This is a genomic window from Methylophilus sp. Leaf416 (assembly GCF_001424665.1).
Classification (GTDB): Bacteria; Pseudomonadota; Gammaproteobacteria; order Burkholderiales; family Methylophilaceae; genus Methylophilus.
Map to the genome: position 1 here is coordinate 47,838 of NZ_LMQS01000002.1, position 26,454 is coordinate 74,291.

The following is a 26,454-nucleotide window of genomic DNA, read 5'->3' on the forward strand; positions in this document are numbered from 1 at the left end:
ACTTATCTAAAAGGGAGGAAAGGCATAGTGCTAATGCTTTGGGTCAGCCTTGAAATAAAGCGTTGCGATTTTTCCGCCAGCATGAAAGCCAGCAAATCGGTGCGGGCTATCAGCTTGCTGAATTCACGCTCAAAACTCAGGTTCTGGCCATCCGTTTGCATGCTGTTGGTCAATAACAATAGTTCGCCGCGCGCATTTTTGGCGGTGCCTAGTTTCCATACAGCAATTTCAATATTGCGCGCTGCATTGTACAAGTTTTGCGGCTCAATACTATCGATCAGGAAAAAAGCGGATTTATTGCCGTGCGCTCGGTATAACATGGATTGCATGCCCACGATCAGTGCCAGCACACGGTCACCACTGAATTGTGGATTCAAAGCCAGCTTGATTGCTGCTGTGTCTTGTGCACCACCTAAGGCCTCAAACCGCCATTGATGTGTACTTACCTGATCAAATACCTGTATGGCAATCTGGTCCGGGGTACCTAGCCCAGATTTGTGCGCTTCTGCAGGGTTGCGTTTGTAGAGCTTCAGCATTAACAGGCGCATGCTGGCTACATTTTCGCTATATTCAATATCCGCCAGCCGATCAGTGTCATTCTTAATTAACTGATGCAGGGTGTTACGGTCCTGCCGGATGGGTAGTGGTTTACCATTTGGGGAATCGACATAACCACCGCCAGGATTGGTACTGCAGGCGGCAAGCAACAATATGCTCATCCAGCTGCAGCCCACCCATTTCATGCCACAAGCACCCTTTGGGCCGGGAATATAATGCTGAAACGGCTGCCGTGCCCCGGTTCACTTTCCACTTTCAAAATCGCCTGGTGATGATGCAATATGTGTTTTACGATCGACAAGCCAAGGCCTGTGCCGCCGGTATCACGGCTGCGCCCGCTATCTACGCGGTAAAAACGCTCGGTTAATCTGGGTAAATGCTGGGATTCGATGCCGATGCCGGTATCCTGCACACTAAATACCACTTGCTCATCCTGCATCTGCCAGAAAATATCAATATTGCCGTGCTCCGGCGTGTAACGCACCGCGTTGCTGGTCAGATTGCTCATGGCGCTGAATAACTCACTGTAGCTGCCGCGGATATTCACATTGGCATCATTATGTAACGTCACTTTATGCTGGCCATGACTTAACGCCTTCGCGTCTTTCAATAACTGATTGAGCATAGGTTCCATCGCAATATCGATTTCATCCTTGAGCGTGACATTATTCTCCAGACTGGACAATGTCAGCAAGTCTTCAATGATGCGCCGCATGCGGGTGGTTTGCGCCTGCATCATCTCAAAATAAGGTTGTATATCGGCGGAAATCTCGCCTTGCATATCGCCGATGGTTTCCAGGAAACCACCCACCACGGTCAAAGGTGTGCGTAACTCATGCGACACATTCGCTACGAAATCGCGGCGCATGATTTCAGTTCTTTCCAAGGCTGAGATATCGCGGCAAATCAGCAACCGCTGCTTGCTGGCAAAAGGGATAATCTGCAATTCTAGCGATACATCCGGGCTGCGCCAGGATTTGAGCTTCAGCGGCTCGCTGTAATCTTCGCTCTGCAAATACTGCACGAACTCAGCCTGACGTAATAAATAATAGATAGGCTGATTTTCATCATGCTGGCGTTTCAGGCCCAGGCGTTGTACAGCTGGCTCGTTAAACCACTCGATTTCATTGCGGTGATTAAGCACCACCACGCCATCGGGCAAGGCACTTGTTGCGTGGCGTAATCTTTCCAAGGTACTGCTGAGCTGGCTTTGGCTACGCGAATGACGGCGCATTTCCTGGTAAAGGTTGGCAAAGATGTCTTCCCATATACCTTTGCCATTGGGCATGAAGTTGAGACCGGGTTTTAGTGACCATTGATATAGCCGGTGCATCCAGTAAAGATGCCCCGCCTGGTAAGCAATAATACCTGCTGTAAATACTAGCCACGCAGTGTCGGCGCTAGTGGCCCAACCCAGGATCAGGCAGCAGAAAGACCAGAAGAACAGCAGCCAGAACGCTTTCCAACGAATATCTTGCACAGGCAACACCCAGAATACAGATGGCTGGGATTATACGACACATACGCGACAGGATTGTGACGTGCATCTATTGGCTTGAGAAACGTCTGTTTTTACTCCAGCGTCATGGGCGCAACTTTGGCATAAGGTTTGGCTAATGGCTCGCCTACAAACACGCCCTGCATAGGCCATTTCACGCTTTTCCAGTAAGCCTCTATCAATGTTTCACCTGCCAGGTAATGTGCCATGACCACCTGGGGATTAGGAAATTTCTGCCAGTAATTACACGGCTCTGAAACCGTGCCATAACTACCGGTCACGCCAGCATCCAGCCAACGGGTGGCAGGCATTTGGTAAGTGCTGGTCAACATGCCGCCGGTCGAAGTTAAATGATCAGCAATCGCTCCTGGCAAGTAGCTATTGGTCAGCATGTAATCCACATTGGCCTGACCGGTAAAGTAGAACATCACGTCTTTTTCTTTTTCCAGCGCTTCCTGACTGACTGTGTGCAAAGTAAGACGCTTGGATTTGACGGTCATACCATCCGACGGGAAAAATGGTTCCCGCGGCTTTGAGCGAGCTGCATCCTTGGTTTTGAGAAAATAGCCGTTCGCTTCATTCAAGCTGAATTCACTCAAGGTGCCGCGGTCAATCAATGCTTTGGCTGCATCCACACTGGTAATCGGCAGTAGCATGGATAAACGGATATGATGATCTGCCCAGGGGCGCAAGGATGAACTGTTGAAATAAGGACTGTCACGCCCCGGATCGCAGGTTTTCTTACATTGTTCAAGATCCAGGCCTAGAGTCAGTGCACTAGTGAGGCTATTACACTGCACAGCAAACGGGGTTTTCCAGACTAACAAAAGCACTTGCTGATCTTGAAGTTTACCTTCAATCTGGCTTTTTAAAGATTCAAATTCGGCCACAGTCAGGGAGTCTTTGGCACGTTTAGGCAGCTCTATGCCTATCAGGTTAGCGACTGGCACCTGGCGTGCCTGCAAGTAATATCTGGCGACTTCTTCGCTTTGCGCATCATTGATATTGTAAATAACGGCAACATCTTCGGGCTTCAACAGGGACGGACGGGATCGCAACTGACGACTGATATCCGCTGCACCTGCAATAGCCTCTACAACCATCAACATGCCTAATAGACACAGCCCAAAAGCATGAGCACCCATTCTTCTGTTGAAACGCATCAATACCAACCACTCCATTTATGCTTATAAATATACAACTCAGGCAAAACTAACCACGTAAAATTCAATCATATCCCAGATTAGCTTAATTTCAGGAGATGAAATCAATGACGACTTCGCAAACCGTTTTGATTACCGGCGCTAACCGTGGTATCGGGCTTGAGTACGTCAGGCAATATGCGCAAGAGGGTAATACAGTTTACGCCACCGTTCGCGATATGGCTCAAGCTGTTGAATTACAATCCCTCGCCGCCAACTATGCCCGGATTCATTTGTTGGCATTAGATATTGCAGATATCAGCGCTATTCAAGCACTGGCTCGCGAACTGTCGGATGTATCTATTGACATCCTGATCAGCAATGCCGGTGCTTACCCACCAAGCCGCTTTGGTAAAACTGACCCACAGACCTGGCTGCAAACCTTTCAGATAAACACACTGACCACTTATTACCTGGCGGAAGCTTTTCTGCCGCATTTGCAACGTTCCGGTCAGGCCAAATTAATTGCCATGACCAGCAAAATGGGCAGCATGACGGACAATAGCAGTGGTGGTGAATACATATACCGCAGTACAAAAACGGCACTCAATATGGTGGTAAAAAGCCTGTCGCTGGATTTGCAACCATTCAACATTACCGTCGCGGCACTACATCCGGGCTGGGTGCGTACTGATATGGGTGGCCCGAATGGATTGATCGATACTAAAACCAGCGTGGCAGGTTTACGGAAAGTGATTGCCGGGTTGGACCAGGCACAATCCGGTGAATTTATTGCTTACGATGGCAAACTGGTGCCTTGGTAATCATAGAGTGGTGCAGACTTTTTCATTATGTTGCCTCAGGCAATGCTTTATATGGGCTGCGCTCTTCAAGCTCATCCACATAATGCTGCATGGCAGTTTCTTCTCTGGATAAAAAGCGCGCCACACTCTGGTGAAATTCTTCATGTGCCAGCCAGTGATAAGAGCAGGTAGTATATGGCAGGAATCCACGTGCTAATTTATGCACGCCTTGTGCGCCACCCTCAAAATAACGTATCCCATGCGCAATGCAAAAAGCTTGTGGCTGGTAATAGCACAACTCAAAATGCAGGCACGAAATATCTCGCAGGCTGCCCCAATAGCGGCCATACAGCGTGCTATCGCCCTGTATACACAGGCTAACGGCGATATCTTCATCTGATTGCGCCGCAATAAATAGCAACACATTGTCAGGCATATCGCGCGTAATCTGTTCAAAAAAAGCAAAGGTAAGATAAGGCTGGCTGCCATGTCGATGATAAGTGTTGCTATAACATTGATAAAACAATACTAAATCCGCTTCAGACAACTGATGGCCGTTGAGAACACGGCATGTCACACCTTGCTGGGCTACCTTGTTACGTTCCTGGCGGATTTTTTTACGCTTGTCATGGCTGAGTACTGCCAAAAAACCTTCCCAATCTTTGTAGTTTTGGTTTTCCCAGCGGAATTGCACACCTTCGCGGCGTAGAAGACCTTGCGTTGCACAATGCGTTGCCGACAATGCATCCGGAAAAAGAATATGCGTTCCAGACAACCCATGCTCTTCACAGAGTTTGCGCATGTGCCTCAACATTTCTGCAGTCAGCTGTTCGGGCTCTGTAATATCCGGATGCACTAATAAGCGGGGGCCAGCGACAGGTGAAAAAGGAATGGCAGAGATCAGCTTGGGATAATAAGTGCCACCGGCTTGCTGGTAGGCATCTGCCCACGACCAGTCAAATACATATTCGCCGTACGAATGGGTTTTAATGTAGCAAGGTGCGGCGGCTACCAATTGTTCACCATCAAGCACGGTCAGGTGGTAGGGAATCCATCCGCTCTCATGGTCTACTGATGCAGAAGATTCAAATGCGTGCAGAAACCTGTAATCTAGCATCGGATGCTGTCCGGCCAATGCCTGCCAGGCCGCAGGTAAAATATCCTGCAATCCACGAGACCAGGTAAAAGATAAACGGCTTAGAGACATGATCAGTGGCGGGTAGATGTAATTTCCAGTGAAGGAAAGTATACCCTTATAACCAAGGTTGTCAGAAGATTATAGGCAAGCCAGAACAACTCACATGGCACATGCAAGCTGAGTGAATATTAACTGGGGCGTTTACGCTGGCTTGAGCCGTCTTTGCCAGAGGAATTCACAGAACTACTTGCTGGAATCACTGCAGAGTTAGATTTTGACTTGTTTTTGGCTTTGCTATCGAGATCGGCATCGGTAGATGCAGATTGCTGTGCTTCGGTTTTAGATTCAGCTTCACGTTGACGCTCGACCATTTTAGCGTAAGCATTTTCCAGCTCATCGAGCGTAATCACACCATCACCGTCGAGATCTACATAAGAGAAATGGCGTGCTACCTGAGGCAGACACAAAGTCGCTTCTTCACGATCCAGCGTATCATCATTGTCACGGTTACATTCATTAAAGCGCTGGGAAATGCTGTCATGCATCGCTTTACGCTTTTGTAACATCAATTGATGGTCGGGGTCGGTATTACGCGCATATTCACTCAGCGCTTTGCGAAGTCGAGCACGGTCTTCGGGGCTGAAGTTGTGTTCTAATGTTTTGGTAAGTCCGGTATCTTCATTGTCTATCACCCGGTTATCACTTAACCGGATTGGCAACCTGAGATCGGCAAAGGCAGGTAGTGCTAGCAACATGGTCGTTGTTAGCAAAAAAACCTCATTGAAATGTTTTATCGCTCTAAACATCCACACCTATACATAAGATCGTATCTTTACCTTTTCGAGACATTTTAAAGCCGCAAACGCTAGACTTAAAATTTACTTAAAAAGATAAGTTGGAAAAATGCCGGATGACTTAAAAAGTCAGGCTGCATACCATAACGCAACTAAAGTCCGTTCATCAACAGATTTAACACAAAATAGCGCTTTTCAAGCCACTACTGTTAATAAACGGGCATTTATCATGCATTACGATTGTAAATGCAATATTTCATTGCCACCGCTATTTGTAACCAATTTGTAACCGCCCCATTTCATGCTCCATGCAGCTTGGAGTATAATAGCGGTCGATAAGTTTAATCACTTCAGCCGTTTTATCATCCAGTCTCCTGTAACCGTTATTTCGGCTTAACGCGTTAATTGAGACGCCAGTTTTTGTGTAAAAGGTTCGTATGGCAGAACAGTTTAAAAAAATATTGATGGTCGATGACGACTTGCGCATGCGCGAACTTTTGCAGCGTTACCTGACTGAACAAGGGTTCAATATCAAGTCTGTGTCTGATGGCAAAGAGCTGGATAAAGCCATGGCAGCCGAAAGCTTTGATCTATTGATACTGGACTTGATGTTGCCGGGCGAAGATGGCCTCGCCATCTGCCGTCGTTTACGAGGCGCTAACCATGTGACACCGATCATCATGCTGACTGCCCGCGGCGATGAGGTAGACCGTATTGTCGGCCTGGAAATGGGTGCGGATGATTACCTGCCAAAACCTTTTAATCCACGCGAGTTGCTGGCAAGGATCAATGCCGTGCTCCGCCGCCACGAAATCACGCCCAAACTGGCAACTGAAGATAAAAGCTCAGCATTTCAGTTTGGTGAATTTGTGTTTGACGTCAACACCCGCAGCCTGAGTAAAAATGGCACGGCCATTACCATCACCAGCGGAGAATTCACTTTATTGAAGGTATTTACCGAGCACCCTAGGCAACCACTTTCACGCGACAGGCTCATGCAGCTTGCGCGCGGCCGCGAACTGGATGTATTTGACCGCAGCATTGACGTGCAGGTCTCTCGCTTGCGCCGCATTATTGAACCGGACCCGGCACATCCACGCTATCTGCAAACCATGTGGGGCTTTGGTTATGTATTTATTCCTGATGGCGAATCGCCGCAGTAATTTACTGCATCACTCGCCATAGCCCTCGTGCGCTTACTGCCCCGCAGACTCCTCTCCCGCATCATGTTGCTGATTGCCATTTTACTGGCAGTCAGCATCTATGCGTCGCTCAAGATTTTTGATTATTTCGATCGCGAACCGCGTGCAACTGCAGCCGCATTACAGGCAGTCACGATTGTCAATTACACACGCGCTTCGCTGATCGCCTCACACGAAAACCGCCGCCTTGCCCTGCTTTCAGAACTATCTGGGCGAGAAGGTGTGCGTGTCTATGCAGCAGATTTCCTGGAAGATATTGAGCCATTACCTGCTGATCCTTTCATCGCCCTGATGGCGCAAAAAATCCGTGACAGGCTCGGTGAAGAAACCATCATCACCGTCAATCACTATGATATCCCCGGTCTTTGGATCAGTTTCAATGTCGGCCAGGATGACTTCTGGGTAGTGATCCCCAAAATCCAGGTTGACAGGCCTTTCCCTTGGCACTGGCTGGGCTGGGCGGCGGTAGTTGGGCTGTTGTCGTTAGTTGGTGGTTACTTGCTTACGGCCCGTATCAACCGGCCACTGACCATGTTGGTACATGCCGCAGAACGTTTACGTAATGGCGAACCTGCCCCGAAACTGCCTGAAGATAGTGTGGAAGAACTGCGAGAAGTAACGCATACCTTTAACGAAATGGCCGAGTCACTGGCCAGGCTGGATGCAGAGCGCACCTTGCTGCTGGCTGGGGTTTCGCATGATATCCGCACGCCACTGGCGAGATTGCGGCTGGCGGTAGAAATGCTGCCGCAGGAAGCCGACTATATGAAACACGGCATGATTGAAGATATTTCCGATATGGACAATATCATTCACCAGTTTCTGGATTTTGTGCGCGGTGTGGAAGGCGAACCCACACGTATGATGGATATCAATGATCTGTTACGTGCATTGTCGGAAAGACAATTGCGCGCAGGGCGTGAGTTAAAAATATCTCTAGGCCCAAAGTACTTTATCCCTATCCGGCCACTCGCCATGCAGCGCTTGCTCGATAACCTGGTCGGTAATGCCTATAACTATGGCAAAGGTAAGGTAGAAGTGCGCAGCCAGGTGATGGCAGATAAAATCGTGGTGAGCGTGCTGGACAACGGCCCTGGCATTCCGCAGGAGCATGCAGAGCGCTTGTTACGTCCGTTTGAGCGTATGGATAGCGCACGCAATAAATATGAAGGCGGTAGCGGGTTGGGACTGGCCATTTGCAACCGTATTGCTAAATTGCATGGCGGCCAACTATTCCTGCTCAACCGGCCAGAAGGCGGGCTGGAAGCCAGGTTGTCGCTGCCTATCTTGCCAAATACTTAGTTACTTTTAGCTATTAACCCTCTGGCGTAAACCAGTTCAAGCGTGCCCTGAGTTTGACCACTTCGCCGATAATCGTCAGGCTAGGTGGTTTTAATCCTGCCTCTGCCACATCATTAGCCAAGTTAGCCAGTGTAGATTCAACTACGCGCTGTTTCTGGGTAGTGCCTTGCTGTATCACGGCGGCCGGCATATCAGACGACACGCCTTGCGCTATCAACTTTGTACAAATTTGCTCCAGTCCGACTAAGCCCATGTAAATCACCACAGTTTGTCTTGGGCGCGCCATCGCTTGCCAATCCAGGTCTACCGTGCCATCTTTCAGGTGGCCGGTAATAAACAGGCAAGCCTGCGCATAATCCCTGTGCGTTAACGGAATTCCGGCATAACTGGATACACCATTTGCAGCAGTGATACCTGGAACTACCTGGAACGGTACCCCATGTTGCATCAGCGTCTCGATCTCTTCACCACCGCGGCCGAAAATAAACGGGTCGCCGCCTTTTAAACGCAACACCCGTTTACCTTCCAAGGCCAGCCTGGCCAGCAAGGCATTGATCTCCTCCTGCGGCAGGGTGTGCTGGTCACGCGACTTGCCGACATACACCAGCTCGGCATCGCGCCGCACCAGTTCCATCACTTCCTTACTAACCAGCTTGTCATAAACGCAGACATCGCATTGCTGCATCAAGCGCAGCGCGCGGAAAGTCAGCAAATCGGGATCACCGGGCCCACCACCAACCAGATAGACTTCTCCGCGTGCGGGGGCATCGTCACTTTGCGTTAGTAACTCACCGAGCAATTCCCTCGCCGCCTGCTCCTGTCCTGACAATACCCGTTCCACCAATGGGCCATTTAACACATTTTCCCAGAACCGCCGACGGCTCTGCGTGGTAGAAAATCTGGCTTTAACCTGGTCACGGAATTCGCCAGCGATGGTCGCAATCCTGCCATAAGCAGCGGGAAGCATGGTTTCAATTTTGCTACGAATATGGCGGGCCAGTACCGGCGCATTACCTTCGCTGGAAACCGCAATGACCACCGGGCTGCGGTCAATAATCGAGCCCATGGTAAAGGTACACAAAGCTGGTGCATCCACCACATTGACCGGGATATTCATCCGTTTGGCAGCCACTGAGACCGCCTCATTCACCAGCTCATCATCTGTTGCTGCAATCACCAGGCAGGCACCGGTCAGCTGTTCAGGCGAAAATGAGTTCCGCACATATTCAATCTCATTTTTTTCCAGCATCTGCTGTAATTCAGACGTTAACTCTGGCGAGATAACAACCACATTACCCTGCGCTTTTAGCAACATGGTCACTTTGCGCGTCGCCACGTCGCCGCCACCTATCACCAGGCAGCGACGTTGGGCAATATTGAAGAAAATCGGTAAGGCTTGCATGCAAGTAAGATTTTTTTTAGATGTAACCATTTTACCGCAGTCCGCGTATTGCGCTGCCGATTATCATCCCAGCCACAGTCAAATAAGCTAAAATACTGTTTTGATTTGAAAAAATGCTAGATGAAGCAGGACAGCGGTAAAAAAATATTCATTAAATCGTTTGGTTGCCAGATGAACGAATACGATGCTTCACGCATGGTTGACCTGATGCATGAACACGACGGCATGACCCAAACCGACAATATGGAAGAGGCCGATGTCATCTTGCTGAATACCTGCTCGGTGCGCGAAAAAGCTGAAGAAAAGGTATTCAGTCACCTAGGCCGCATGATTCCGCTTAAAGAAAAAAATCCCAACCTGGTGATCGGTGTCGGTGGTTGTGTTGCCAGCCAGGAAGGCGATGCGATTATCAAACGCGCACCGTATGTTGATGTGGTATTTGGTCCGCAAACCTTGCACCGCTTGCCTGAACTGATCAAAGCCAAACGCCTAGAAAATAAACCTCAGGTAGACATTACCTTCCCCGAAATTGAAAAGTTTGACCATTTACCACCGCCACGAATAGAAGGCGCCACCGCATTTTTAAGCATTATGGAAGGCTGCAGCAAATATTGCAGTTTTTGTGTAGTACCTTACACACGTGGTGAAGAGTTTTCACGCCCGTTTGAAGATGTACTGACCGAAGCCATTCAACTGGCGGAACAAGGCGTGAAAGAAATCACCCTGCTTGGACAAAACGTTAACGCTTACCGCGTGCAATATGAGGGCATAGAAGCGGACCTGGCGATGTTGATTGAAACGGTAGCAGAAATACCGCAAATCGAACGTATCCGCTACACCACCAGCCACCCGAATGAAATGAACGAACGGCTGATTGCATGCCATGCCGATGTGCCGAAACTGGCCAATCAATTGCACCTGCCGGTGCAAGCGGGTAGTGACCGTATATTGATGGCTATGAAACGCAACTACACTGCCCTGCAATACAAAGGCCTGATCCGCAAACTGAAAATGGCAAATCCGCAATTGACGATTACCAGCGACATCATTGTCGGCTTTCCAGGCGAAACGGAAAAGGACTTTCAGGCTACGCTCAAGTTGATGAAAGACGTCGGTTTTGATTACAGCTTCAGCTTCCTCTACAGCCCTCGCCCCGGTACCCCGGCTAGCTATTTGCCGGATGAAACTCCACAAGCGGTCAAAGCTGACTGGTTAAAACAATTACAAACCGAGAACGAAGCAAACGGCGATGCTATCAGCCGTGCCATGCTGGGGACTGTGCAACGGGTGCTGATTGATGGCCCATCGTGGAAAGACCCAAGCTTGCTGGCAGGTAAAACCGATAACGGCCGCGTAGTGGATATCGCTGCCGATGCACGTTTTATCCACCAGATGGTCCAAGTAAAAATTACCGATGTCTACAACCCGCATCGCCTCGTAGGCGAAATAGTGAATTAAGTAATGGAAATCACCCTAAAACCTGAAAACAACCTGATGCTGGCCAATTTGTGCGGCCCGCTTGATGAAAATATCCGCCAGCTGGCGAATGGCCTGGATATTGATATTAACCGTCGCGGCAGCACCTTTCATTTGACCGGCACAGATACCAATACCCGACTGGGTGCGCAGATGCTGGAAAACTTTTATGCGCGCTCAAAAAAACCCATAGAACTGGAAGATATTCAATTAGGCCTGGTAGAGATCGACAAGCTAAAGCCTGAAGAGGTCGCATCGACCAGCATGCCGACACTAATGACACGCCGTGGCGACTTGCATGGCCGCACCCCGCGTCAGGTCAGCTATCTGCAGCAGATCCAGGATCACGATATCACTTTTGGCATTGGCCCCGCCGGTACTGGTAAAACTTACCTGGCAGTTGCCAGCGCCGTCGATGCGATGACGCGTGATCGTGTCAAACGTATTGTGCTAGTGCGTCCTGCGGTAGAGGCAGGTGAGCGCCTGGGCTTTCTGCCGGGGGATCTGAACCAGAAAGTTGACCCTTACCTGCGCCCCTTGTACGACGCGCTATATGACCTGGCGGGTTACGATACGGTCAACAAAATGTTTGAGCGCGGTGCGATTGAAGTGGCGCCACTGGCTTATATGCGCGGCCGTACTTTGAACCAGAGTTTCATTATTCTCGATGAAGCGCAGAACACCACGCCTGAGCAGATGAAGATGTTTTTGACCCGTATTGGCTTTGGTACCAAAGCGGTGATTACGGGTGATGTGACACAGATTGATTTACAGCGTCATCAGAAGAGTGGCCTGGTCGAAGCACAGAAAATCCTTAAGGAAGTTAAAGGCATCGCGTTTACGCAGTTTATGTCGCAGGATGTGGTACGGCATCCGTTGGTGCAAAAGATTATTAATGCTTATGAGAAGTTTGAGCAGAACAGTGAGAAGAATTAATTTCTTGGCATTAGTGAGAGACTGCTTTTCGCCACTCGGCGAAAAGTAATGTCGAATTGGAACGCTGAATCATCCAAAGAAATAGCTTTTAGACCTTCCAGAAAATGCGACACTAGTTCTCTATTGCTACTAAGCTAAGCATGTCCTTTCCTAGCTTTCCCATTGCAGGTCGCAATGGCGTTCCGCAGGTACAGAGCATGCTCTGTGAAACCCCTGCTAAATCCTCCACTGAAATGACGATTTATTCGCCCGCACAATCACGCGCCAAAACTAACTCTCAATATAAGCCGGGAATTTCTGCATCACCTCAGCAAACAACTCCCCTTCCACCCATCCCGCCAGCCACTCCCGCAATCTGGAATACGAACTCCGACCAAACCACTCCGCATCCACCGCCGCAAACTGCCGGATAAACGGAAAAATCGCTACATCCGCAATACTGGCGGAATCCCCCAACAGAAAACGATGCTCAGCCAGCAAAGTTTCCAGCCTTTGCAAAAACTGCTCCCCCTGCTCACGATAAAACAACACTGATTGCTCCGGATAACGCTCAGGATATTTATACCTGTCCAATGACTTCTTAAACTCGCCATCATTAACACTGATCAGCGAATCAGCCATCACCATATTGCATTTAAGCCATCCACTCGGATCATTTTGCTGTAATGCCCAGCGCATAATATCCAGGCTCTGTTCCAACACTGCTCCATCAGCCAACTGTAATACCGGCACGGTAGCTTTGGGCGATATCTGCAACAAGTGCTGCGGCTTCTCACGCAGCGAAATCTCACGCAATTCCACTTGAATCTGTGCTGACCATATCGCCATCCGGGCTCGCATCGCATAGGGGCAACGGCGGTAGGAATAGAGTATTGGCAGCGACATTAAAGTAACGCGCGGCGGCAATCTTTGATCAACTGCGGCCCTTTATAGATCAACCCGCTATATAACTGCACAAGGCTGGCACCTGCTTCGATTTTCTCTTTGGCATCCTCGCCACTCAAAATCCCGCCCACGCCAATAATCGGAAGGCTGTTTTGCAAAGTGGCTGCCAATGTACGGATGACCTGTGTAGCGCTATCCCTTACTGGCGCGCCCGATAAACCACCGGCCTCTTCTGCGTGCTGCAAACCGGCGACTGCATCTCTGGCCAGCGTGGTGTTAGTGGCAATCACGCCATCGATTCTATGTTGCATCAACAAACCGGCAATTTCCTCTATCTGCTCTGTAGTTAAATCAGGTGCAATTTTTAATGCGACGGGGACATATTTACCATGCACTTGCGACAGGATATTTTGTTCAGCCTTCAAGGTCGCCAGCAACTGGCTCAGCGCATCCTTTTCCTGCAATGCGCGCAGATTTTTAGTGTTGGGTGATGAGATATTCACAGTGATGTAGCTGGCATGTGCATATACCTTACGCATGCAGGTCAGGTAATCTTCAGCTGCGCGCTCATTAGGCGTATCAAAATTCTTGCCGATATTGATACCCAAAATACCTTTAAATTTCGCCACTTTTACATTCTGGATCAGATGATCCACACCTTTGTTATTGAAGCCAAAGCGATTGATGATGGCATGCGCTTCTGGCAAGCGGAATAAGCGCGGTTGCGGATTACCCGGCTGCGCGCGCGGTGTCACCGTGCCTACTTCCACAAACCCAAATCCAAGCGCGGCCATACCGTCGATCACCATGGCATTTTTATCCAGGCCAGCCGCCAAACCTACCGGATTAGGAAAATTCAGACCCATCACTTTTTTCGGTTGATCAGCCAGATGACGGCCTGCCAACGCCAACAATCCCAACTGCTCTGCGCGTTTAAGCGAGTTCAAGGTCAGGTCATGCGCTTTTTCAGCATCCAGTTTGAATAATAACGGTTTTAATAAGGGGTACACGTTCATCAATTATTTCCGGTTATTGGCGCGTGAAAGTGATTTCACACTATTCAGCATGCATCAGGTTTGCGTTATATCAAAAACGCTATCGGCATAAGAGGCCAAAATAATCATCAGAGTCATTGTTGCAAGTATTACCACTCACAGGAGGACATATGAAAATTCTGATTGATTTACTCTCTACCGACTACGGTTTGATGAGCCTGGTCGTGATTGCCATCATAGCTATCGTGATGACCTGGGCCGGCATATACGTTTACGTCCAATCGCGAAAGTCATCATGATTCAAGTGATGTACCATCACTTTTTAATAAACTGATTCATTCGCTGATTTAATAAAACCCCGCATTTGCGGGGTTTTTATCGAAGTTACAGAAGTACCTTCTCGATACCGCCGTTATTGGCTTTATGTATGTAGTCTTCCATCCAGTTTTCGCCAAGAATATGCTTGGCCATTTCGACCACAATATAATCAGCCTCAATACCGGTGTCATCGCCATAACGTGACAGACCTTGCAGGCAGCTTGGGCAAGATGTGAGAATTTTCACCTGCTGCTCGGGTGCTCCGACAGTCAGGCCCATTTTCTCCATGCCTTTCTCAAGCTCTTCCTGCTTGCGGAATTTCACTTGCGTGGCAATGTCAGGGCGCGCTGCAGCAAACGTACCGGACTCACCGCAACAACGGTCATTCAGCGCCACATCCGTCCCCATCAGCTTGTTGGTGACTTCCAACGGCTTATAGGTCTTCATGGGTGAGTGACATGGGTCGTGATACATGTAACGCGTCCCCGTGACGCCTTGCAGGCGCATGTCTTTTTCCATCAGGTACTCGTGGATATCCAGCAGGCGGCAGCCCGGGAAAATCTTCTCGAACTCGTATTTCTGCAACTGATCCATACACGTACCGCAAGACACGATTACCGTCTTGATATCCAGGTAATTCAGTGTATTGGCCACGCGGTGGAACAGCACACGGTTATCTGCCGTGATTTCCTGGCCTTTGTCGTGGTTACCCGCAGATGTTTGTGGATAGCCGCAGCACAAGTAGCCTGGTGGCAACACGGTTATCGCGCCAACCTCGTACAGCATGGCTTGTGTCGCCAGGCCAACATTAGAGAACAGACGCTCTGAACCGCAACCGGGGAAATAGAACACCGCTTCCGAATCTTCGCTCACCTTTTGCGGATTGCGAATAACCGGAATCATGGTGTCATCTTCCACCCCCAGCATCGCGCGTGAGGTTTTGGATTGCATTTTCTTCGGCATCGGGCGATTGATGAAATGGATCACCTGCGCCTTGATATCTGCTTTACCAACGGTGGCTGGCGGTGCCTTTTTATCTTTCAGCAGGCCAAACTTCTTCGCCAAACTATTGGCGATATTAATCACCTTGTAACCCATCTGTATCATGCCGGCGCGCACCAGCTTGATAGTAGCCGGATCCTTGGCGTTCAGGAACAGCATGCCCGCTGCGGTACCAGGGTTGAAATTCTTCTTACCCTGTTCGCGCAGGAAATTACGCATTTTGATCGATACATCGCCAAAGTCGATATTGACCGGGCACGGCTTCTCGCAACGATGGCAGACCGTACAATGGTCGGCTACATCATTGAACTCGTCAAAATGCTTGAGCGAAATGCCGCGGCGCGTCTGCTCTTCGTAAAGAAAAGCCTCAATCAGCAGCGAAGTACCCAGGATTTTGTTACGTGGTGAATACAACAAGTTGGCACGTGGCACATGGGTAGAACACACCGGCTTACACTTGCCGCAACGCAGGCAGTCAGAAATATCATCAGCAATCTCGCCAATGGCAGATTGCTCCATAATGATGGATTCCTGCTCGAGCAGGCCGAAGCTTGGTGTATAAGCGTTTTCCAGGCCTGAACCCATCAACAGCTTGCCTTTGTTGAAGTGGCCTTTCGGGTCAACCTTATTCTTGTAAGTGGTAAAAGTATCAATGGTCGCCTGGTCAAGGAACTCCATTTTAGTGATACCGATGCCGTGTTCGCCAGAAATCACGCCATTCAGCCCACGCGCCAGATCCATAACGCGTGCCACCGCTGCATGCGCATCCTGCATCATGCCATAGTCGTCTGAGTTGACCGGGATATTGGTGTGCACGTTACCGTCACCGGCGTGCATGTGCAGCGCAATAAACACGCGGCTCTTCAATACCGTTTTCTGGATTTCGTCCAGTTTCTCAAGGATGCGCTGAAACTCACGGCCAACAAAAACATCCGCCATAGGACGCTTGAGTTCGCGCTTCCAAGATACGCGTAAATCATATGACTGCACCGCACGGAATACATTTTCATACTGAGCAAATGGTTTTCCCATTTCCCCAAGCACGCTCACTGGTTCATCCAGCGTATTTAAAATCAAACGCCATTTTGCACGCAGTTCACGCAGCATTTGCAACGCAATATCCCGCTTGGATTTCACACCTTCCGGATCAGCATTACCATCTTCATCAGGCTGCAGTGGCAGGTCGCCCTGCATAAAGGTTTCTAGCGCATCCACCAGCCGCAATTTGTTCTGGATAGATAATTCTATATTGATGCGCTCAATACCATCAGAATATTCACCCAGGCGTGGCAATGGAATCACCACGTCTTCGTTAATTTTGAAGGCGTTGGTATGACGCGCAATTGCTGCGGTGCGTGAACGGTCCAGCCAGAATTTCTTGCGTGCTTCGGCCGACACGGCAATAAAGCCTTCGCCATTACGTGCGTTGCACATGCGCACCACGGCTGAAGCGACTTCGCCGACAGCGTTTTCATCATCAGATGCGATATCGCATAACAACACCATTTTCGGGCGTTGCTGGCGCGCAGCCTTGGTGGCATAGCCGACCGCTTTTACATAGCGCTCGTCCATATGCTCCAGGCCTGCCATGATCACGGCAGGCTCTTGCTTGGCGGTAGCATCAAGATAGTCTTTGATTTCAACAATGGCCGGCACGGCATGGGAAACATTGCCGAAAAATTCCAGCGCGATGGTACGCACGTGTTTAGGCATGCGGTGCAAAATGAATGTGGCTGAAGTAATCAGGCCATCACAACCTTCTTTTTGTACACCAGGCAGGCCAGACAGGAATTTGTCGGTCACGTCTTTACCGAGGCCAACTTTACGGAAGCTAGGCCCGGGGATTTCAAGAATTTCCGGCTCGGCCAGCAGATTCTTGAAGCCGATGTCATAACGGCTAATTTTAAAGCGGGCCAGTGGGATATCGTGAATCTTGCCCAGGTTATGGTCTAGACGTTCAACTTCCAACCAAGTCGCATCCGGGGTCACCATCCTCCATGAAGCGAGGTTATCCAACGCGGTACCCCAGAGCACGGCTTTTTTACCACCTGCGTTCATAGCAACGTTACCGCCGATACAACACGCATCAGCAGAAGTTGGGTCACACGCAAACTCTAACCCGGCTTCAGTGGCGGCATCCATAGCACGCCGCGTGACGACACCGGCGCCACACTCAATGGTGGCCACCTGGCGGGCAACACCTGGCAAGGTGCGCATTTGCACGCCAGTGTGTTTGTCCAGCTTTTCGGTATTAATCACTGCTGACAATGGCGTCAGCGGAATCGCGCCACCGGTGTAACCGGTACCGCCTCCACGTGGAATCACGGTCAGGCCAAGCTCAATACACGTGCGGACCAGGTAGGAAATTTCAGCTTCAGTATCCGGGTTGATCACCACAAACGGATACTCTACGCGCCAGTCAGTGGCGTCTGTCACATGCGAAACACGCGCCAAGCCGTCAAACTGGACGTTGTCTTTGCGGGTAAATTTGGTCAGTTTTGCCAGCGCTTTTTTGCGCAGGTCGGCAGTTTGCTTAAAGTCATCCGCAAACTTTTCGACCGCTTTGGTCGCGGCTGCAATTAGCTTTTCAACCTTGTCGTTGCTACCGCTACGCTCACGGATAGCAGAGATGCGGTGATACAAGGCATCAATCAGCGCTTTGCGGCGTTTTGGATTTTCCAGCAAGTCATCTTGCAGATAGGGGTTGCGTGACACCACCCATAAATCGCCAAGCACTTCGAACAACATGCGTGCGCTGCGGCCGGTTTTGCGCTCGGTGCGCAAGACATTCAGTATTTCCCAAATCTCTTCACCAAGAAACCGAATCACGATCTCACGGTCAGAAAAGGAGGTATAGTTGTACGGAATTTCGCGCAAACGCGTAAGAGGAGTAGAATCCGAATTGAGCAATTCTGCGGTCACTGGTGCGTTCATTGATAATTTATCAAAAGCAAAAGTGAATTATATCATGCTGAGGTCGGCTCAAACACGTAGGCGCTTTAGGGTTTTTAATCTCAAGAAACATTATGTCGAAATACTTCTCTTCCTATAAAAAATGGATCATGCCTTTAGTGGCGCTGGCGTTATTCATCGGCCTGGCGATAGCAGTGATGCAAAAACCACAAGCGCCAGAAGTGACCTTTACTACCCTGGACGGCAAAAAAATCAGCATGGCATCGTTGCGCGGCAAAACCGTGCTGGTCAATTTCTGGGCCACCGACTGCCCAGGCTGTATCAAAGAGATGCCGACGCTGATTGAAACTTACAAGAGATATAAAGATAAAAATTTTGAAGTCATTGCGGTGGCCATGCCTTATGATCCTCCAGCCCAAGTACTTAATTACAGTCAGGAAAAAGCGTTACCCTTTGCTGTAATGCACGATGGTTTTGGCGAAATGGTAAAAGCCTTTGGCAACGTTAACCTCACGCCGACTGCTTTCGTATACGACCCACAAGGCCGCCGCCTGCAAAAAGTAATAGGCGAACTGGACTTTCCCAAATTGCACGCACTTATAGAACAGCAGGCACGCTAACTCATGTTATGGATTAAAGCGCTACACCTTATTTTCATCACCAGCTGGTTCGCCGGGCTTTTTTACCTGCCGCGTATTTATGTGAATATGGCGATGGAAACAAATACGCACGCCTATGCGCGCCTGTTGTTAATGGCTCAAAAGCTTTACCGCTTTATGCAGCCACTTTCTATCCTTGCATTGGCTTTTGGCATATGGCTATGGCTAGGCTACGGCTTTACGGGCGGCTGGCTGCATGCCAAACTCTTACTGGTATTTTTTCTGCTTGGCTATCATCATTATTGTGGCAAACTGCTTAAACAATTTGCGGCACACAGCAACCAGCGGAGCCATGTCTGGTTTCGCTGGTTTAACGAAATTCCAGTAATCCTGTTATTTGCCATTGTCGTTTTAGTGGTAGTCAAACCTTTTTAATCCATGCTGGACTCACTACTTCAATCAGAGTGGTTGATTCGCATGCTGGATAAATCCGGCCAGCAGCCAGTGCAAAAATTGCTGGCATTGTTTTCTGTGCTTGATGATTTACTTTCCAGCCCGTTGACTGCGAAAAATCAACCCGCCCCATCCACTTCAACAGCTGACCGCTTACAGAAATTCCTCACGACACAATCTCAAAAAGCCGGCGCACGCCTGCCGGAAATGTTGGCAAACCAGCTATACTTTATGGCAATCAGTGCCTGTCAGGAAAAACTTCTACATCCGGATTCCACTGCCTTGCAGCATGCCCGGCAAGCAGCACAGGCATTGATTAAAGAGCAAACCACCCGCGAAATTAACTGGCTCGCAGTTCGTAATTACGGCATCGTCGCCACAGCATTATGTACCGGCATCCTTGCAGGCCACTTCTGGCCATCAACGAAGAGTATCGAAATCAGTATGGCACATGCTGCTGAGCAACCTGAACCAGCGCCTAACCCATTTTCGCTTGAAGCCAGTCCATCAGAAACTGCTGCCATTTATGGTCGCCTGGAAACAATGAAACATGGTGAATGCCGCCTGCTTGAAGCACTGCAACTGCCGGAAAAACTAAAAAGCGTGTACATCGAAAATGTCATTAACGGCCATGTCACCACCAACCGTGATGAGCAGGTGCTGGTCAACCAGTTGCTGGACCAGGTGCAATGCAATTACACCCCAAAACTCATGGCTAACTCTAAAAGTTAACGCCAGCCATACTTTCATTGCTAAATGACTGTGACTATACTGTTTAGTATAGGGTGCTATAATCAGGCATATGAGCGTACTCAAACAAAAAATCCTGCAAGTATCGACGGACTTATTCCAGACCCGTGGCATCAACTCTACCGGAGTGGATACTATTGTGGCGGTCGCGGGCACCACCAAGATGACGCTCTATAAATACTTCGAAACCAAAGAAGAACTCATCCTGGCAGTGTTGCAGCAAAGCCACCAGGATTTTCAAACCTGGATGAACGATAAACTGGGTGGTTTGAGCGACAAGCCTGACGAGAAAATTCAGCAACTGTTTGATTTTATAGAAGAGTGGGTAACTTCGCCTTCCTTTGTTGGTGTGGCTTTTATTAAAGCTTCTGCTGAATTCCCCAGTGAAGAAAACCGTATTCACCAGCTTTCATCACAGCAATCACGCGAGTTCCGTCTTTTCATCAGCAAGCTTGCACAAGAAGCAAATATTAAAGATGCCGAAGGTTTAGCCCTGCAGCTTTCCATCCTGTTTGAAGGTGCGGTACAAGCAGAGCAAATCAAGCGCGGTTCTGGCGCCATCAAGTCGGCTAAAAAAGCAGCAAAAACCTTGATTGATATAGCCATCAAGCAATCCTGAAATAATCAGCCTCATCGGGCACTCAGTCTTGTCAAAGTTTAAGTAAGACTTGCCAGCTTAAAGGCTGGCGGCAATAATAGCCGCTATTATCACAACCCCTTTTTCACCACACTACATGAAGATTTTAATTTGCGGCTCTTTGGCCTATGACACCATCATGGTGTTCCCCGACCAGTTTAAAAACCACATCCTGGCGGACAAAATTCACAAGCTCAGCGTGGCTTTCCTGGTACCGGAAATGCGCCGCGAGTTTGGCGGCACAGCGGGCAATATTGCCTATAACCTGCAGTTACTGGAAGGCCAGCCGCAGATTATGGCGACCGTAGGTGATGACTTTGCGCCTTACCAAAGCTGGCTTGATCAACATAAAATTGATCGCACACATATCAAAACCATCAATGGCGCTTTTACCGCGCAGGCATTTATCACTACCGATATCGATGATAACCAGATCACGGCATTCCACCCTGGTGCCATGCAAAACGCCCACGCCAACAGCGCCAAGGATGTAAAAGATGCGGTACTGGCGATTATCGCGCCGGACGGGCGTGATGCTATGTTCCAGCATGCCAAAGAGTGCCATGAAGCTGGTATTCCTATGATGTTTGATCCCGGTCAGGGCCTGCCAATGTTTAATGGCGAAGAATTACTCTATTTTATTGAGCTGGCAGACTACCTGGCAGTGAACGATTATGAGTCTCAGGTCATCCAAGATAAAACAGGGCTTACACTTGAGCAACTTGCCGGCAAAGTGAAAGCACTGATTGTAACGCTGGGTGGTGAAGGATCACATATTTATGCTGATGGTCAACGTCATGAAATTCCATGCGTTAAAGCTGAAGCAGTGATAGATCCGACTGGTTGTGGTGATGCTTACCGTGCCGGTTTGTTGTACGGGATTGCACGTGGCTGGGACTGGAAAACGTGTGGTCGCCTGGCAGCAACGCTGGGCGCGATTAAAATTGCACATCGTGGTGGTCAGAATCACAAAGCCAGTCGCGAAGAGATTGAAAGTATTTATAGCCATGCGCTGGTACAGGATGCAATTAAGGAAGACCCGTCATTAGGCCGTCCCGCATCAAGCTAGGCCAATATTGAGCTAACAAAGAGAAAATAGTACAGGAGAAAACACATGAAAGTGCGTGCATTAAAGTGGGTTGCTGTAGCGGTAATGGTAGGATTCTTAGGCGCATGTGCCAGTTCTAATTCCGGTAGTGTGTATTCGCGAGACGAAGCACGTAAAACACAGACAGTGAAAACCGGTGTGGTAGAAAGCGTACGTAGCGTAAAACTGGAAGGTACCAAATCTCCGGTAGGTACCGTTGCCGGTGGTGCTGTAGGTGGTATCGCGGGTAGCAGTATTGGCGGTGGCAGAGGCAGCATTATCGCAGCGGTAATTGGTGCAGTCGCTGGTGGTTTGGCTGGTTCAGCGATTGAAGAAGGTGTTACCCGTAAAAATGCCTACGAAATCACTGTTAAGCTGGATGGCGGTAACCTGGTTTCTATCGTGCAGGAAGCGGATGAACAATTCGCGCCGGGTGACCGTGTACGTATCGTTGAAAATGGCTCAACCTCACGTGTAAGCCATTAAGTCCTTAATCACAAGTAATTTAGCAAATAAAAGAGCGACCTGGTCGCTCTTTTTTATTGCCGTACAAAGCCATTTTCGTCACACAACTGTCACGACTTCGTCACCAATCGTTCACATGCCAATCCTATCATCTCGCTAAATCACCAAGGAGAAGCGGGATGTTTGAACAAGATTTGCAACCTGGCATACATCAGTCTGATATTCAAAGCAGTATCCATAGCGCGCGCAAACCGGCGACCTCACTGAGCGTTGCACTAGCCACCAGTGCAGAAGAAATCACCGAAGCTCAACGCCTGCGCTTCCAGGTATTTTCCGAAGAAATGGGCGCGCATATCAAAAGCCAGAACGGATTGGATGTAGACGGCTTCGATGCCTTTTGTGACCATTTACTGGTACGTGACGATGCCACACAACAAGTGGTAGGCACTTACCGCATCCTCAACCCGATGCAGGCCATGCTGGCTGGCGGCTATTATTCAGCCGGTGAATTTGATTTAAGCAGACTGTCGCCATTGAGTGACCGTACCGTCGAAGTGGGGCGCGCCTGCGTACACGCAGATTACCGCACCGGTGGCACGATTACCATGTTGTGGGCGGGACTGGCTAAATACATGATGGCGCGCCAATATGAATACATGATCGGTTGCGCCAGCATTTCCATGCATGATGGTGGTCATATGGCCGCTTCATTGTTCAGCAATTTGCGTGAAGAGTATCTTTCACCGGCTGAATACCGCGTGTTTCCGCACAACCCGTTACCGATTGAAGCACTGAATCAATCATTGCCAGTCACCTGCCCGCCGTTGATCAGAGGTTATCTGCGCCTGGGCGCCTACATTTGTGGCGAACCAGCCTGGGATCCAGCTTTTAATACTGCAGATATGCTGGTATTGTTACCTCTCTCCCGCATCAATCCCAGATATGCAGCGCATTTCCTGAAATAATTTGCCTAAGAATCATCTAACCAACTTACAGCGACGCGAAGCGCCTTTTCTAATCCGTGGGTGGCGCATCGCCCGTATCAGCTTGCATGTACTGATAGGCTTAACCTTGGCGACACTGATGTTGCCAGTAGCCAATCGCAGCGTGCGCATGGCGATCATTCAATGGTGGTGCCGCCGTTTATTACGCTGTTTTAACATCACCCTGACCACCAGTGGCACCGTGCCAGGTAAAGACACGCATGGCGTATTATTTGTCGCCAACCATATTTCCTGGGTAGACATTCATTCCATCAACAGCTTATTGCCGGTGCGTTTTGTTGCCAAACTGGAGGTGAGAAACTGGCCGGTATTTGGTTATCTGGTGAGAAAATCCGGCACTATTTTTATTAACCGCACACGCCAAAGGGATGCTGCGCGCGTTGTGCAGTTAGCCAGCAATGCCTTAAAGCTGAGGGATAATTTATGTGTTTTCCCGGAAGGGACCACCACAGAAGGTGACCAGGTTTTACCTTTCAAAAGCAGCCTGATACAAGCGGCTATTGATGCCAACACTATCGTGATTCCGGTGGCCATTTGTTATGCGCAACCTGATGGCAGCATTAACCACGCGGCGGCCTATGCCGGTGAAACCACCATGATTGAATCGATGCTGGCGTTTATTCATATGCGTGCGCCAACCGTGCATCTACATTTTTGCCAACCGATTATCGCCAGGGAGTTGAGCCGTCAGGCACTGGCGGAACTGGCCCATGCCGAAATCACAAGTGTGCTTTACAAGTCACCTGCGCAATACCAGCAAGCTGTAGCCTAGCTTACAAATATAATTAGCTAGGCCACATAAGCTTGCCAGCCAGCCTTTAACACTAATAGCGTCACCATCACAATAAACACCCTTCGCACCAGCAATGCACCATGCTTGAGGGCGAGCGAGGTACCCAGCACACTCCCGGCAATATTGGCTACTGCCATCGCCAGACCTGCTTGCCACCAGACGTGACCGGTGGCCGCTAACAATATTAGTGCGGCCAGGTTAGTTGAGGCATTCAATACTTTTGAGGAGGCAGAGGCATGCAGGAAATCCACACCCAGCCAGCGGATCAGCAAAAAGATAAAGAAACTCCCGGTGCCAGGGCCAAAGAATCCGTCATACCACCCTATCATCCCGCCTATGCCCATGGCTAATAACAGGCGATTGCGTTCTGTATGCATGGGGCTATGCAACATACCGAACTGACGGTGCTTTAAGGTATACAACAACACAAAAACTAAGATCAGCGGTAGTAGCTTACGCAAGAATTCCGGATCGGTTTTAGTTAATGTCCACGCCCCTAACCATGAACCGGCAAATGCCACCAGCGCAGCAGGTATTAGCCACGCCCAGTCCAGTTTTACGCGCCTGGCATAACGTGTAGCGGCCACTGCAGTGCCAAACACACTTGAACATTTATTGGTGCCTAGCAATAAAGAAGGTGGCAATGAGGGATAAGTTGATAACAGCGCAGGCACGGTCACCAAACCTCCCCCGCCAACCATGGCATCCATCACACCGGCCAAGAACGATGCCGCAACCACCAGCCATAAGTCCATCATACTGACGGTACGTTCACACTGAAAAATCCGTTAATCACTGCCACCTGCCGCTGGCCGGTCTCGTGCATCCAGCCCCACTTGCCGGATACTTTTGTCATCCATATTGTAAGCCGTCAGCTGGCGCCCCCATAAACATCCTGTATCGAGTGCTACGACGCCATCGCCTTGATGCAACCCGAGCGCTGACCAATGCCCGAACAGAATCGTTTGCATGCCGGCCGAGCGCCGTTCAGGAATCTGGAACCAGGGATAATAATCGGCAGGCATATCAGCCACTTCGCCTTTAAAGGTGAACTCCATCTCGCCTTCTACATTGCACAAACGCATACGGGTAAACGCATTTACAATCGCCCTCAACCTGTCCATGCCCACCAGCGCATCGTTCCATTTCGCTGGCGTATTGCCATACATTGCAAACAGGAATGTCCCGTAATCAGCACTACATAAAACGGCTTCCACTTCTTCGGCCAATCGTTTGGCTTTGCTTAAAGTCCATTGCGGATACAGACCGGCATGCACCATCGCATAGTCGTCTTCCAGCGCCATCAATGGTTGCTGGCGTAACCAATGTAATAATTCGCCACCATCGTCGGCAGCAAAAATGTCGGCCAGGGTATCAAACCGATGTGGCGGACGGACGCCATGCGCTACTGCAATCGCATGCAGTTCGTGATTACCCAACACCAGTTTGATCTGGTCTTTATGCTTGTAAGCCCAACGTAAAACCTCCAGCGAGCCATTGCCACGATTGATAATATCGCCTACCAGCCACAACTGGTCATGCGCGGGCTGAAAGTTGATTTCAGCCAATAAATCCAGCAGCGAGTAATAACAGCCTTGAATATCACCAATTGCAAATCTTGCCATGCCTGTCACCTGCGCCCGTGTATATACTTAAATAGTTCGCCTCTAACCTGCACTATAAACAAAGAGGCGCTTGAAAACAAAAAAGCCGCTTGTGAAAGCGGCTTTTGCAAATCGTAGTATTTATTTCTTCAAACTTGCAGCATCAAATTTTGCTCCGGCCTGATTCGCCATGTAAGCCACGGCATCGGCTACCTCATGATCAGTCAGGTCAGCGCCGCCTCCACGTGGTGGCATGCTACGGATACCTTCAATCGCATGTTTCACCAGTGTTTCGTAACCCTGTGAAATACGTGGGCCCCAGTCACCGGCATTACCGATTTTTGGTGCACCTAATGCCCCTGCAGCATGACAGGCAGAGCAAGTGACTTTAACAATCTCTTCACCACTTTTTTCTACATGCTCACCAGCGTCTGCAGCCACTTCCACAGTAGCAACCGGCTGAATGTTTGCGGCTATTTTTTGTTCTGCCGCTTCTGTAACTTCCTTAGCGGGAGCAGGTTTTTCACTGCCAATCACGCCAAAAAGATAAGCCAATAATGACACTAACAGAGTGAATCCAATAATTGTGCCTGGTATCACAATGATTAACTCTTTGATGCTTGAACCTTCCTTGTACCCCGACATATCTGCGCCCCATTGATTTTGAAATGACCTGCGCGATTATAACGCAGAACCCA

General features: G+C 49.4%; 26 protein-coding genes. 14 read left to right on the forward strand and 12 right to left on the reverse strand.

Going from position 1 to position 26,454, the window contains the following annotated elements; genetic code table 11:
- Window positions 1-2: 2 nt before the first annotated feature.
- The 3 genes from ASG34_RS05080 to ASG34_RS05090 form a co-directional block, all read right to left on the reverse strand.
- Entirely contained in the window at window positions 3-743 is a 741-nt protein-coding gene (locus ASG34_RS05080; protein WP_055827562.1) for a hypothetical protein, read from the reverse strand.
- Window positions 740-2,038, reverse strand: a complete 1,299-nt coding sequence (gene phoR / locus ASG34_RS05085) for a phosphate regulon sensor histidine kinase PhoR (RefSeq protein ID WP_082504840.1) — start codon at window positions 2,036-2,038, stop codon at window positions 740-742. The genes ASG34_RS05080 and phoR overlap by 4 nt, the downstream gene beginning before the upstream one ends.
- 92 nt (window positions 2,039-2,130) lie before the next feature.
- A complete protein-coding gene (locus ASG34_RS05090; protein ID WP_055829049.1) occupies window positions 2,131-3,219 on the reverse strand; it encodes a TIGR03790 family protein in 1,089 nt (362 codons plus the stop codon).
- Between the two features lie 107 nt (window positions 3,220-3,326).
- On the opposite strand from ASG34_RS05090, the gene ASG34_RS05095 reads away from it, so the two are divergent.
- Entirely contained in the window at window positions 3,327-4,022 is a 696-nt protein-coding gene (locus ASG34_RS05095) for an SDR family oxidoreductase (RefSeq protein ID WP_055827566.1), read from the forward strand.
- Between the two features lie 25 nt (window positions 4,023-4,047).
- Here the strand turns inward: ASG34_RS05095 and ASG34_RS05100 are convergent, their stop codons facing one another.
- Together ASG34_RS05100 and ASG34_RS05105 are read right to left on the reverse strand one after the other, a co-directional pair.
- Entirely contained in the window at window positions 4,048-5,208 is a 1,161-nt protein-coding gene (locus ASG34_RS05100) for a GNAT family N-acetyltransferase (protein WP_055827569.1), read from the reverse strand.
- Window positions 5,209-5,327: 119 nt separating this feature from the next.
- The gene (locus ASG34_RS05105; RefSeq protein WP_235559669.1) at window positions 5,328-5,894 is read right to left on the reverse strand and encodes an EF-hand domain-containing protein; all 567 of its coding nucleotides are present in this window, start codon (window positions 5,892-5,894) and stop codon (window positions 5,328-5,330) included.
- A 476-nt stretch (window positions 5,895-6,370) separates the two neighbouring features.
- On the opposite strand from ASG34_RS05105, the gene ompR reads away from it, so the two are divergent.
- Together ompR and ASG34_RS05115 are read left to right on the forward strand one after the other, a co-directional pair.
- The gene (gene ompR / locus ASG34_RS05110) at window positions 6,371-7,096 is read left to right on the forward strand and encodes an osmolarity response regulator transcription factor OmpR (protein WP_055827575.1); all 726 of its coding nucleotides are present in this window, start codon (window positions 6,371-6,373) and stop codon (window positions 7,094-7,096) included.
- Window positions 7,097-7,123: 27 nt separating this feature from the next.
- Window positions 7,124-8,437, forward strand: coding sequence for an ATP-binding protein (locus tag ASG34_RS05115; protein WP_304437668.1), 1,314 nt, complete (start codon window positions 7,124-7,126; stop codon window positions 8,435-8,437).
- A gap of 13 nt (window positions 8,438-8,450) precedes the next feature.
- Here the strand turns inward: ASG34_RS05115 and cysG are convergent, their stop codons facing one another.
- Entirely contained in the window at window positions 8,451-9,839 is a 1,389-nt protein-coding gene (cysG, locus tag ASG34_RS05120) for a siroheme synthase CysG (protein WP_055827578.1), read from the reverse strand.
- Window positions 9,840-9,959: 120 nt separating this feature from the next.
- Here cysG and miaB point away from each other — a divergent pair, with 120 nt between their 5' ends.
- A complete protein-coding gene (gene miaB, locus ASG34_RS05125; RefSeq protein ID WP_055827581.1) occupies window positions 9,960-11,297 on the forward strand; it encodes a tRNA (N6-isopentenyl adenosine(37)-C2)-methylthiotransferase MiaB in 1,338 nt (445 codons plus the stop codon).
- Between the two features lie 3 nt (window positions 11,298-11,300).
- Window positions 11,301-12,251 (forward strand): PhoH family protein, encoded by a 951-nt coding sequence (locus ASG34_RS05130; protein ID WP_055827583.1) that lies wholly within the window; start codon window positions 11,301-11,303, stop codon window positions 12,249-12,251.
- 270 nt (window positions 12,252-12,521) lie between these two features.
- Here the strand turns inward: ASG34_RS05130 and ASG34_RS05135 are convergent, their stop codons facing one another.
- Together ASG34_RS05135 and ASG34_RS05140 are read right to left on the reverse strand one after the other, a co-directional pair.
- The gene (locus tag ASG34_RS05135) at window positions 12,522-13,136 is read right to left on the reverse strand and encodes a glutathione S-transferase (protein WP_082504810.1); all 615 of its coding nucleotides are present in this window, start codon (window positions 13,134-13,136) and stop codon (window positions 12,522-12,524) included.
- A complete protein-coding gene (locus ASG34_RS05140) occupies window positions 13,136-14,152 on the reverse strand; it encodes a quinone-dependent dihydroorotate dehydrogenase (protein ID WP_055827589.1) in 1,017 nt (338 codons plus the stop codon). Before ASG34_RS05140 ends, ASG34_RS05135 begins: the two co-directional genes overlap by 1 nt.
- Window positions 14,153-14,301: 149 nt before the next feature.
- On the opposite strand from ASG34_RS05140, the gene ASG34_RS13805 reads away from it, so the two are divergent.
- Window positions 14,302-14,430: a DUF3149 domain-containing protein gene (locus tag ASG34_RS13805; RefSeq protein WP_082488045.1), complete on the forward strand. Its 129-nt coding sequence runs from the start codon at window positions 14,302-14,304 to the stop codon at window positions 14,428-14,430.
- 85 nt (window positions 14,431-14,515) lie between these two features.
- Here ASG34_RS13805 and ASG34_RS05145 read toward each other — a convergent pair whose 3' ends face one another.
- Window positions 14,516-18,385, reverse strand: a complete 3,870-nt coding sequence (locus ASG34_RS05145) for a DUF3683 domain-containing protein (protein ID WP_055827592.1) — start codon at window positions 18,383-18,385, stop codon at window positions 14,516-14,518.
- 92 nt (window positions 18,386-18,477) lie between these two features.
- On the opposite strand from ASG34_RS05145, the gene ASG34_RS05150 reads away from it, so the two are divergent.
- From ASG34_RS05150 to ASG34_RS05185, 8 genes are all read left to right on the forward strand, one after another.
- Complete coding sequence (locus ASG34_RS05150; protein ID WP_055827595.1) at window positions 18,478-18,984, forward strand: TlpA disulfide reductase family protein; 507 nt, start codon at window positions 18,478-18,480, stop codon at window positions 18,982-18,984.
- 3 nt (window positions 18,985-18,987) lie between these two features.
- Complete coding sequence (locus tag ASG34_RS05155; protein ID WP_055827598.1) at window positions 18,988-19,398, forward strand: CopD family protein; 411 nt, start codon at window positions 18,988-18,990, stop codon at window positions 19,396-19,398.
- Between the two features lie 3 nt (window positions 19,399-19,401).
- The gene (locus ASG34_RS05160; RefSeq protein WP_055827600.1) at window positions 19,402-20,148 is read left to right on the forward strand and encodes a hypothetical protein; all 747 of its coding nucleotides are present in this window, start codon (window positions 19,402-19,404) and stop codon (window positions 20,146-20,148) included.
- Window positions 20,149-20,218: 70 nt separating this feature from the next.
- The gene (locus ASG34_RS05165; protein ID WP_055827604.1) at window positions 20,219-20,785 is read left to right on the forward strand and encodes a TetR/AcrR family transcriptional regulator; all 567 of its coding nucleotides are present in this window, start codon (window positions 20,219-20,221) and stop codon (window positions 20,783-20,785) included.
- Window positions 20,786-20,900: 115 nt separating this feature from the next.
- Window positions 20,901-21,872: a carbohydrate kinase family protein gene (locus ASG34_RS05170; protein ID WP_055827607.1), complete on the forward strand. Its 972-nt coding sequence runs from the start codon at window positions 20,901-20,903 to the stop codon at window positions 21,870-21,872.
- A gap of 45 nt (window positions 21,873-21,917) precedes the next feature.
- Window positions 21,918-22,376, forward strand: coding sequence for a glycine zipper 2TM domain-containing protein (locus ASG34_RS05175; protein WP_055827609.1), 459 nt, complete (start codon window positions 21,918-21,920; stop codon window positions 22,374-22,376).
- Window positions 22,377-22,534: 158 nt separating this feature from the next.
- A complete protein-coding gene (locus ASG34_RS05180; protein ID WP_055827612.1) occupies window positions 22,535-23,320 on the forward strand; it encodes a GNAT family N-acetyltransferase in 786 nt (261 codons plus the stop codon).
- A gap of 1 nt (window position 23,321) precedes the next feature.
- Window positions 23,322-24,131 (forward strand): lysophospholipid acyltransferase family protein, encoded by an 810-nt coding sequence (locus ASG34_RS05185; protein WP_055827614.1) that lies wholly within the window; start codon window positions 23,322-23,324, stop codon window positions 24,129-24,131.
- 17 nt (window positions 24,132-24,148) lie between these two features.
- Here ASG34_RS05185 and ASG34_RS05190 read toward each other — a convergent pair whose 3' ends face one another.
- The 3 genes from ASG34_RS05190 to ASG34_RS05200 all read right to left on the reverse strand — a co-directional run bounded on the left by ASG34_RS05190 (window position 24,149) and on the right by ASG34_RS05200 (window position 26,401).
- Complete coding sequence (locus ASG34_RS05190; protein ID WP_235559670.1) at window positions 24,149-24,910, reverse strand: sulfite exporter TauE/SafE family protein; 762 nt, start codon at window positions 24,908-24,910, stop codon at window positions 24,149-24,151.
- Between the two features lie 30 nt (window positions 24,911-24,940).
- The gene (locus ASG34_RS05195) at window positions 24,941-25,777 is read right to left on the reverse strand and encodes a symmetrical bis(5'-nucleosyl)-tetraphosphatase (RefSeq protein WP_082504811.1); all 837 of its coding nucleotides are present in this window, start codon (window positions 25,775-25,777) and stop codon (window positions 24,941-24,943) included.
- Between the two features lie 120 nt (window positions 25,778-25,897).
- Window positions 25,898-26,401 (reverse strand): c-type cytochrome, encoded by a 504-nt coding sequence (locus ASG34_RS05200; protein WP_055827616.1) that lies wholly within the window; start codon window positions 26,399-26,401, stop codon window positions 25,898-25,900.
- Window positions 26,402-26,454 lie beyond the last annotated feature (53 nt).